We start from the raw sequence: 10,521 nt of genomic DNA, 5'->3' as shown, positions 1-10,521 counted from the left end.
CGGCACTGGCCGCACGGCGTGCGGCCGCGCGCGCTTCGGCGGCCTCGCGTTCGCGGCGCTGGCGCGCAAGCCGCAGGTCATGGTGCGCGCGGGCGGCGTCGGCCTGTTCCTGCGACCACGCGTCCCAGCCGGTGCGATCGCCGGTCACCGGCAGCATCGCGATGCAGTCGACCGGGCAGGGGGGCACGCACAGGTCGCAGCCGGTGCACAGCGACTCGATGATCGTGTGCATCTGCTTCGGCGCGCCGACGATCGCGTCGACCGGGCACGCCTGCATGCACAGCGTGCAGCCGATGCACAGGCTTTCGTCGATGAAGGCGACCGCGCGCGGATGCTCGCTGCCGTTGACGGGGTTCAGCGGAATCACGGGTTTGCCGAGCAGGTTCGACAGGCGCGCGATGCCCTCGGCGCCGCCGGGCGGGCACTGGTTGTAGTTCGCGTCGCCGGCGGCGATTGCCTCGGCGTACGGGCGGCAGCCGTTATAGCCGCACTTCGTGCATTGCGTCTGGGGAAGCAGATCTTCGATGCGATCTGCGAGTGTTTTGGAGTCGGTCACGGTGACAACGGGCGCAGCGGCGCCGAATGGCTCTCGGCCACGTCGGGCGCGGCCGGAAAGGTTTGCCAAAGCTCGATTATCGCCGATTTCCCGCATTGCGCTGGACGCCGTCTGTGCGCATAATCGAACCGCTTTTTTGCAGGGGCTCAGCAGGAGGGCGGCCGCCCACGGCGCGCCCGTTCCAGGGCGGCCGGCGCCGAGGCGGTGGGGGTGCCGGTCCGGATCACGCGGCTCACATAGCAAAACGCCACATGAATCAGCCAAAAATCAAAAGAGATCCTGAAGGTACGCGCCGCCGCATCCTGATGGCGGCAGCCGAAGAGTTCGCGAGTGGAGGGCTGTTCGGCGCACGCGTCGACCAGATCGCGCGCCGGGCCGAAACCAACGAGCGCATGCTCTATTACTACTTCGGCAGCAAGGAGCAGCTGTTCACGGCCGTGCTCGAACACGCGTTCTCGGCGCTGACCGAGGCCGAGCGCGAGCTCGATCTCGATGGCGTCGCGCCGGTCGAAGCCGTCACGCGGCTCGCGCATTTCGTTTGGGACTACTACCGCGACCATCCGGAGCTGCTCAGGCTCATCAACAACGAGAACCTGCACGAAGCGCGCTACCTGCACAAGTCGACGCGGATCCGCGAGATGATGTCGCCGATCGTCGCGAAGCTCGGCAACGTGCTGACGCGTGGCCAGAAGGCCGGGCTGTTCCGGACCGACGTCGATCCGCTGCGCTTCTACGTGACGCTGTCGGGGCTCGGCTACTACATCGTGTCGAACCGCTTCACGCTCGCCGCGACGCTCGGCCGCGACTTCACCGACACCGACGAGCGCGCCGAGATGGTCCGGATGAATACCGAGGTGCTGCTCGCGTATCTGCTGCGGCGCTGATGCGCTGGCCGAGCCGTAGCGGCCGCCGGATGTAAAAACGCCGCCGTGCGCAGGCAACGGCGGCGTTTTTTCGTCGGAACGCGGTGCGTCAGGCGGCCTTGCGCGTGCGCACGGTCTTGGCGCGCGGGCTGCCGGCGGCAGCGCGTTTCGCGGCCGGTGCGGCCTTGGCGGGAACCGGTGCGGCGGCCTTGGCCGGCGCCTTCGCGCGCGTGCGCTTCGCCGCGGTGGCGCGCGTCGTTTCGGCCGGCGCGTCGCCGGCCGGCACGGCCGAGAGCGTCGTGGCTGCCGGTGCCTCCGGGACATCCTTCGTCGCGCCGTGCTTCGGCTCCGGCGCATGCTCGCGGATGAAGTCGCGCAGTTGCGGATAGATGATCGTGCGCCAGCGGCGGCCCGAGAAAATCCCGTAGTGGCCGCACTTCTCGGCGGTCAGGCTGCGGCGATCATCCTGCGGGATGCCCGTGCACAGTTCGTGCGCGACGTGCGTCTGGCCGCTGCCGGAGATGTCGTCGAGTTCGCCCTCGATCGTCATCAGCGCGGTGCGCTTGATGTCCTGCGGACGTACGCGCTCGCCTTCGACATCCCACGTGCCTTCGGCCAGCCGGAATTCCTGGAACACGACGCGGATCGTCTCGAGGTAATACTCGGCGGCCATGTCGAGCACCGCGTTGTATTCGTCGTAGAAGCGGCGGTGCGCTTCGGCGTCGTCCTCGTCGCCGCGCAGCAGGCTCTGGTAGAAATCCCAGTGCGATTGCGCGTGCCGCTCCGGGTTCATCGCGACGAAGCCCGTGTGCTGCAGGAAGCCCGGATACACCTGGCGGCCTTCACCCGGATAGTTCGCCGGCACCGTGTGGATCACGTTGTTCTCGAACCACGCGGTCGAGTGCTGCGTCGCGAGCGAGTTCACCGACGTCGGGCTGCGGCGCGCGTCGATCGGGCCGCCCATCATCGTCATCGTGAGCGGCGTGTCCTCGCCGCGGCTCGCCATCAGCGAGATCGCCGCGAGCACCGGCACCGTCGGCTGGCACACCGAGATCACGTGCAGGTTGCGCGCGCCGATGTGACGGATGAATTCCTGGATGTACGCGATGTAGTCGTGCAGGTGGAACGGGCCGGTCTCGACCGGCACCATCCGCGCGTCGATCCAGTCGGTGATGTAGACCTTGTGATCCTGCAGCAGCGTGCGCACGGTGTCGCGCAGCAGCGTCGAGTGGTGGCCCGACAGCGGCGCGCAGACCAGCACGACCGGCTCGTCCTTCAGCTGCGTGACGGCATCGGCGTCGTCCGAATAGCGCTTGAAGCGCAGCAGCCGGCAGAACGGCTTCTCGACGATCGTCTGCTCGACGATCGGGATGTTGTGGCCGTCCTTGACGATCTGATGAATGTTGAATTCGGGCTTCTCGTAATCCTTGCCGAGCCGGTACATCAGTTCGTACGCGGCGGCCATCCGCGTCGCGCCGGGCATCAGCGAGAACGGGCTGGACGGATTGGCGAACGACTTGGACGCGGCCTGGGCCCAGGCCGTCAGCGGGCTCAGCATGGCGCGCTGGAATTCGTGCAGTTGGTAAAGCATGCAGACTACTCCCGCGTGGGGGACGGTGCGCAAGGGCGGCGTGGGGCGTCGCGGCGTGCCGTGTGGGTCAGCGGCCGGCCATGTTGCACTGCGGCCGGACAATCGCGTCGATCATATCGGACAACGATGGGTGGTGCAATGCAACATTTCCCCGATTTTTCATCAAAGTTTTGCGATTTGACGTTCTCTGACCAAGCCGCCCGCGCCCCCGTTCAGCGCCCCGTGGCGACGGCCGGCGCGGGCTGGCCGGCTGCGCGTGCCATTGCATCTTCGTGGTGCATCAGGTTCATCGCGGTATGCACGAGCGCCACGTGGGAGAACGCCTGCGGGAAGTTGCCGACGAGCCGCCCGGCCACCGGGTCGTACTCCTCCGCGAGCAGCCCGAGGTCGTTCGACAGCGCGAGCAGCCGGCTGAACAGGCGGTGCGCGTCATCGATCCGGCCGAGCAGCGCATAGTTGTCGACCAGCCAGAAGCTGCAAGCGAGAAACGTGCCTTCGCCGGGCGGCAGGCCGTCGTCGTAGTCGGTCGTGCGGTAGCGCATCACGAGCCCGTCGTGCAGCAATTCGCGCTCGATCGCTTCGACCGTGCCGACGATGCGCGAATCTTCCGGCGGCAGGAAGCCGAGCAGCGGCATCAGCAGCACGCTCGCGTCGAGCTCGTCGCTGCCGTAGCTCTGCGCGAACGCCTGCTTGCCTTCGTGCCACGCGTTGTTGCATACGTCGGCGTGGATCTGCTCGCGCAGCGCGCGCCAGCGGTCGAGCGAGCCGGGCAGCCGGAACATTTCCGCCGACTTGATCGCGCGGTCGAACGCGACCCACGCCATCACCTTCGAGAACGTGAAATGGAGGCGGCCGCCGCGCGTTTCCCAGATGCCTTCGTCGGGTTCCTGCCAGATCTTCTCGAGATGGTCGAGCAGCGCGCACTGCACCGACCAGACCGTGTCGTCGGCCTGCAGGCCGCCCACCCGCGCGAGGTGCAGCGCCGCCATCACCTCGCCGAACACGTCGAGCTGGAGCTGGTTCGCGGCGCCGTTGCCGACCCGCACCGGCTTCGAGTCCTGATAGCCGGGCAGCCAGTCGAGTTCCATTTCCGGCAGCCGGCGTTCGCCGGCGATCCCGTACATGATCTGGATCTGCTCGGGCGAGCCGGCCATCACGCGGCCGAGCCACGTGCGCCACGCGCGCGCCTCGTCGTAGTAGCCGCCGCGCATCAGCGCGAGCAGCGTGATCGTCGCGTCGCGCAGCCAGCAGTAGCGGTAGTCCCAGTTGCGGTTGCCGCCGATCTTCTCGGGCAGCGACGTGGTCGGCGCGGCGACGATGCCGCCGGTCGGCTCGTACGCGAGCGCCTTCAGCGTGATCAGCGAGCGGCGCACGGCGGCCGCATAGCGGCCCTGCACCTGGCAGCGGCCCGACCATTCGAGCCAGTAGTTCTCGGTGCGCGCGAGCATCGACAGCGGGTCGCGCGCGGGCGGCAGCCGCAGGTGCGACGCCGCATAGCTGAGCGAGAACGGCACGCGCTCGTCGGCGCTCACCGTGAATTCCGCGAGCGTATGGAGGTTTTCGCCGGTGAGCGGCACCGGGGTGCGCAGCACGACGGTGTCGGGGCCCGCGATCGCCTTCATGCCGTCCTCGCGGGTCAACTGCGTGACCCACGGGATCGAGAAGCCGTAGTCGAAGCGCAACACGAGCTCCATGCGCATCTTCATCGTGCCGTGGCGGCCGACCACGATCCGCACCAGTTCGGACCAGCCGTTGCCGGGCGGCATGAAGTCGATCACGGTGACGGCACCGTCGGCGCTTTCGTAGTCGGTTTCGAGAATCAGCGTGTCGCCGCGATAGCGGCGCGTCGTGTGCGTGATCGCGGCGTCGGCGGCCGGCGCGAGCAGCCAGCGGCCGTGCTCGGGCGTGCCGAGAAGTGCCGCGAAGCAGGCGCCCGAATCGAAGCGGGGCCAGCACAGCCAGTCGACGGAGCCGTCTTTGGCGATCAGCGCGGCCGTGTGGCCGTCGCCGACGAGGGCGTAGTCTTCGATCAGGGCGGGCATGGGCAGGCGATCCTTGGGTATTCGAGTTCACAATGCGGACGGCGGTGGCCAGGGCTTCACGCCCTGGCACCGCGCCCCGTATACTCGGCCGGGCGGCGGAGCGCATGAACGGCCGGCGTTTCGTCCTATCTCAACACTTGAAGCGACTCGATGCAAGGAGGATTCAATGCCCAACCGTTTACGCGAGCGTGACGCACGCGCTTCGACACGAGGGTTCCCGCTTAGGCTCGCTCACTGGATGAAAGGTTTCGCGATCGTGCTCTCCTTGTCCGCGACCCACGCATTTGCGCAGCAATCACCCGCCCCGGCCGACGGCGTCTACAACCTGCTCGTCGGCACCTACACGGGCGGCGGCAGCGACGGGATCTATGTGTACCGCTTCGATACGAAATCCGGCAGCGTCGCGCCGGTGTCGTCGGCGAAGACCGTGAATCCGTCCTACCTGTTGCCGAGCCGCGACGGTCGCACCGTCTACGCGGTCAACGAACTGCCCGGCGACGACGGGCCGGCGACGCAGCGCGGCGGCGTCAGCGCATTCCGCTTCGACGCGAAGACCGGCGCGCTGAGCTTCATCGACCGCGTGTCGTCGGAAGGGAACGATCCTTGCTATCTCGCGCTCTCGCCGGACGGCAAGTACCTCGTGACCGCCAACTACTCGGTGGCGAAGGATCCGGGCGGCAGCTTCGCGGTGTTTCCGCTGCGCGACGACGGCGCGGTCGGCCAGGCCGTGCTGACCGTGCACCATGAAGGCACCGGGCCCGTGAAGGGCCGCCAGGACGGCGCGCACGTGCATTCGACGGTGTTTTCGCCGGATGGCCGTTACCTGTTCGTACAGGATCTCGGCGCGGACAAGATCTACGGCTACCGCTACACGGTGGACGGCAGCCGCGGGCTGATCAGCCCGACCGACACCCGCTACACGCCGGTGAAGGCGGGCTCGGGCCCGCGTCACATGGTGTTCAGCGCCGACGGCCGGTACGCGTACGTGACGAGCGAGCTCAACGCGTCGGTCGAGGTGTTCGGCTACCACGACGGCAAGCTGACGCCGGTCGAGACCGTGTCGATGACCGCGCCGGGCTTCAAGGGCAAGGTCGGCGGCGGCGCGATCCATCTGTCGCCGGACGGCCGCTTCCTGTACGTGAGCAACCGCGGCGACGCGAACGACCTCGTGATCTACGCGGTGAACCAGGCCGACGGCCGGTTGAAGCAGGTCGGCCGCCAGTCGAGCCTCGGCAAGACGCCGCGCGAGTTCCTGATCGATCCGACCGGCAAGTGGCTGATCGTCGGCAACCAGGACAGCGATACGTTCTACGTGTTCAGCCGCAATGTCGAAACGGGGCAGCTCGGCCCGAATCCGCAGAAGGTGGCGGTCGGCAAGCCGGTCGACTTCAAGCTGGTGCCGGTGCAGTAAATGAAAAAGGGCGCTGCCGATGCAGCGCCCTTCGTTTTTCAGGGGCCGCCGGTTTCCCGGTGCGCCCCGGTCGGTTGCCGGTGGCCGGCCGCCGCGCTCAGTCGGCCGCGGCCGGCACGAGCACCTCGCGGCTGCCGTTGATGCCCATCGGCGACACGAGCCCGGCCGCTTCCATCTGCTCGACGAGGCGGGCGGCGCGGTTGTAGCCGATGCGCAACTGCCGCTGCACCGACGAGATCGACGCGCGCCGCGTGCGCACGACGAACGCGACGGCTTCGTCGTACAGCGGATCGGCTTCCGCGTCCGGCGCTTCGCCGAACAGGTCCTGCGTTGCGCCGTCGGCGGCCGGGCCGTCGAGGATCCCTTCCTCGTACTGCGGCTCGCCGAACTGCTTCAGGTACTCGACGATCCGGTGCACTTCCTCGTCGGCGACGAACGCGCCGTGCACGCGCTGCGGATAACCGGTGCCCGGCGGCAGGAACAGCATGTCGCCCATCCCGAGCAGCGATTCGGCGCCCATCTGGTCGAGAATCGTGCGCGAGTCGATCTTCGACGACACCTGGAACGCGACGCGCGTCGGGATGTTCGCCTTGATCAGGCCGGTAATCACGTCGACCGACGGACGCTGCGTCGCGAGGATCAGGTGGATGCCGGCCGCGCGGGCCTTCTGCGCGAGGCGCGCGATCAGCTCTTCGATCTTCTTGCCGGCGACCATCATCAGGTCGGCCAGCTCGTCGATCACGACGACGATCAGCGGCAGCGTCGACAGCGGCTCGGGATCCTCGGGCGTCAGCGAGAACGGGTTGCCGATCTTCTTTTCCTTCGCTTCGGCGTCGCGGATCTTCTGGTTGAAGCCCGCGAGGTTGCGCACGCCGACAGCCGACATCAGCCGGTAGCGCTTCTCCATCTCGCCGACGCACCAGTTCAGCGCATTCGCCGCGAGCTTCATGTCGGTGACGACCGGCGCGAGCAGGTGCGGGATGCCTTCGTAGACCGACAGCTCCAGCATCTTCGGGTCGATCATGATCAGCCGCACGTCCTCGGGTGTCGCCTTGTACAGCAGCGACAGGATCATCGCGTTGATCGCGACCGACTTGCCCGAGCCCGTCGTGCCCGCGACCAGCATGTGCGGCGCCTTCGCGAGATCGGTGACGACCGGGTGGCCGGTGATGTCCTTGCCCATCGCGATCGTCAGCTGCGAGGCCGAGTGCTGGTACTGGCGCGATTCGAGGATTTCCGACAGGCGGATCATCTGGCGCTTCGCGTTCGGCAGTTCGAGGCCCATGCAGGTCTTGCCGGGAATCGTCTCGACGACGCGGATCGACGTGAGGCCGAGGCCGCGCGACAGGTCCTTCATCAGCCCGACGATCTGGCTGCCGCGCACGCCGAGCGCGGGTTCGATCTCGAAGCGCGTGATCACCGGGCCGGCCGACGCGCCGACCACCGTCACCGGCACCTTGAATTCCTGCAGGCGCTGTTCGATCACCTGCGCCGTCTGCGCGAGGTGCTCTTCCGTGATCGTTTCGATGTCGCCGGATGCGGGTTCGAGCAGGTCGAGCGTCGGCAGTTCGACGTTGAACGACGCGGGTGCGTGGAATTCGAACGCGTTCGGGCGCGGCTGGCGAACGGGGGTGTCGGGGGGCGGCGGCGATGCGGCTTCGATCGGCGCGGCCGGTTCGGTCGCCGCGGCGGTGGCGGCTTCGGCCGGCGGGGCAACGGGGATTGCCGGTGCGGACAGATTCGCGCCGGGGAGTGTCGCTGCGGGTTGCAGCGGTGCCACGGTCGATGCAGCTGCCGGTGTTGCGGCGACATTCGACACGGACCAGCTGGCCGGCGACGAGGCCGGGGCGGGTTGGGGGGCGAACGTCGTGGCTCCGATTGCTACGGGTGCGGAAGCGATCGACGGAGCTGGTGTCGCGGCGGTTGCGCTGAACGACATCAGCGAGCCGCCCGGCGTGACGGGCGAGCCCGAGATCGGTTGCGCCGGAGTGGCCGCGGCCGTGGCGATCGGTGCGACTGCGACTGCGGACGGTGCGGTCATGTCGGAAGCGGCCGGCGGCACGGGCAGGCTTGCGGCGGGCTGCGGTGCGACTGCGCCGGAGGGGCTAAATGTGCCGAATGTCGTACCCGTCGACGAGGTTGCCGGGCTGACCGGAGGTGTCGGGGCGGGGGCGGAAGGCGGTGCAGTGATCGAGCCGGACGCGACATTGACGGGCGTCGCGGTGCCGATTGCCGACGAGGCAACCGGTGCGGGCGCCGGCGCGTTCGAACCGGATGTCGAAGCCGACGGGCTGACCGTCGACGGCGTCACGGTGGGCGCAACGTTCGGTGCGGGTGTCGATGCGCGGGAGAGCGAACCGTAAACCGTGCCCGTATTGCTGATCGGCGCAACAGATGCAACGGTCGATGCCGACGCGGCGGGCTGCGAAAGCGACGCCGACGTAGCGCCGGTCACGCCGATCGGGGATGCCGGCGTGACGGATGCAACGGTCGATGCCGAAGCGGCCGGCCACGAAAGCGCGGCCGACGCAGCGCTGGTCAGGCCGATCGGGGATGCCGGTGTGACGGATGCAGCGGTCGATGCCGAAGCGGCGGGCTGCGAAAGCGACGCCGACGAAGTGCTGGCCACGCCGATCGGGGATGCCGGCGTGACGGATGCAGCGGTCGGTGCCGAAGCGGCGGGCTGCGAAAGCGCAGCCGACGTAGTGCCAGTCACGCCATTCGGTGAAGCGGTAGCGGTGACCGGCGCAACGGGCGACGCTGGTGCTTGCGCGATCGAACCGTGGGTGGTGCCAACGAGCGGCGACGCAGCCGTTGCCGAAGCCGTTTGCGCGGCGGCAAACGGTTGAGCGGCGACCCGAGATTTCGGCAATTCAGCGGCAACGGGCGGATTCGTCGTGGCAGGTTGTGCCGTCGACGGCGTCCACGTCCATGCCGCTGTCGGCGCGGCGCCCTGAGCGACTCCCGACGGCCGCGCCGCAGATTCCACCGTGTCCGGCTTGGCGGCTTCCGGTGCGGCCGGTGTCGGCGCTGCCGCAAACGGCCTGGCTTCGGCGCTTGCGCGCGACGGCGTTTCGGCGATCGGCGAAGAGGGGAGGGCCGCGAACGGTGCGATGTTCCCGGCGGGCTTCACGTCGGCGATGCCCTGCGGCACGCGGGCCGCTGCCGTGCGATCGATTGCGGGGGCCGGTTGCGCCGTGTCCTCGTCGTCGGTATCGAACGATGCCGACGGGTCGCTTGCGGCGATGTCGTGAACTGCCTCGGTCGTGGGTTGTGCGGCGGGAGCATGAGCCGCTTCCGCTCCCGTCGTGTCCGTCGATGATTCGGCGACCGGATTCCAGCCCGATGCGTCGAACGCGGAAGCCGGCTGGCTGGCGAGATCTTCCCACGGCGCGAGGTCGATGGGTGCGTCGAACGACGGCGCGGGCGTGATTCCCGATGCCGGCGCGGCGGGCGCATCGTCGGCGAATCGGATCGCATCGTCGGCGCGATCCGGGAACGCGGCATCGTCGATGCCGGTATCCGGCAGCGCGTGCGGTGCAGCAGCGTCGAACGTCACGGCGCCTGCATCGCTAACCGGTGCATGGACAGCGGGCGCTGCCGGCATGAACGCGTCGAGCACGATCGGTGCGTTGTCGTCGTACGCCGGCACCGCATCGTGTGCGAGCGGAACAGGGGCGTCATGCGCCGCGAGGCCGTGGGTCGCGGACGCGATCCCGGTCGGCACGGCCGCCGCTGCCGGCGCTGCCATGCCGGCTGCTGCCGCAGCCACACCCGCCACGGTTGCGGCTGCCGCAGCCGCGTGCCCTGCGTCGCCCGACGGCGCACTGCCCAGCGTCGCCCACTGTGCGGTGCTGGCCTCGATCGAGCGCAGCGTGTCGTGCACGCTCGGCGCCGGCGTGATCGGCGCGGCGGGTTTTTCCGTCCAGGCATAGAGCTGGCGCAGCGCGTCGCGCGTCAGGTCGCCCATCAATACGTGGCCGTGCACGGTTGCGTGCGCGGGCAGGCGCGTGCCGACATGCACCTTCACCGAACCGAACATCGACGCGTTGCTCTGT

At 68.6% G+C, this 10,521-nt stretch carries 6 protein-coding genes; 2 read left to right on the top strand and 4 right to left on the bottom strand.

Annotated features, from left to right (window positions below):
* Positions 1-652, bottom strand: a 652-nt coding sequence (gene rsxB, locus G3N61_RS35970) for an electron transport complex subunit RsxB (protein ID WP_205824746.1), incomplete at its 3' end; no start/stop codon positions are given.
* Positions 653-807: 155 nt separating this feature from the next.
* On the opposite strand from rsxB, the gene G3N61_RS35965 reads away from it, so the two are divergent.
* Positions 808-1,440 (top strand): TetR family transcriptional regulator, encoded by a 633-nt coding sequence (locus tag G3N61_RS35965; RefSeq protein WP_043189021.1) that lies wholly within the window; start codon positions 808-810, stop codon positions 1,438-1,440.
* An 88-nt stretch (positions 1,441-1,528) separates the two neighbouring features.
* On the opposite strand, the gene phaZ is transcribed toward G3N61_RS35965, so the two are convergent.
* A complete protein-coding gene (gene phaZ / locus G3N61_RS35960; protein ID WP_043189018.1) occupies positions 1,529-3,010 on the bottom strand; it encodes a polyhydroxyalkanoate depolymerase in 1,482 nt (493 codons plus the stop codon).
* Between the two features lie 212 nt (positions 3,011-3,222).
* On the bottom strand, positions 3,223-5,052 hold the full coding sequence (locus tag G3N61_RS35955; protein WP_043189016.1) for a glycoside hydrolase family 15 protein: 1,830 nt from the start codon (positions 5,050-5,052) through the stop codon (positions 3,223-3,225).
* Positions 5,053-5,218: 166 nt separating this feature from the next.
* On the opposite strand from G3N61_RS35955, the gene G3N61_RS35950 reads away from it, so the two are divergent.
* Entirely contained in the window at positions 5,219-6,463 is a 1,245-nt protein-coding gene (locus G3N61_RS35950; protein ID WP_089450992.1) for a lactonase family protein, read from the top strand.
* A gap of 97 nt (positions 6,464-6,560) precedes the next feature.
* On the opposite strand, the gene G3N61_RS35945 is transcribed toward G3N61_RS35950, so the two are convergent.
* The gene (locus tag G3N61_RS35945) at positions 6,561-10,070 is read right to left on the bottom strand and encodes a DNA translocase FtsK (RefSeq protein WP_277405132.1); all 3,510 of its coding nucleotides are present in this window, start codon (positions 10,068-10,070) and stop codon (positions 6,561-6,563) included.
* Between the last annotated feature and the right edge of the window lie 451 nt (positions 10,071-10,521).

The sequence above is a fragment of the Burkholderia sp. Ac-20349 genome (assembly GCF_017104865.1).
GTDB lineage: Bacteria > Pseudomonadota > Gammaproteobacteria > Burkholderiales > Burkholderiaceae > Burkholderia > Burkholderia aenigmatica.
This window is presented reverse-complemented; position numbering and strand designations above follow the sequence as displayed.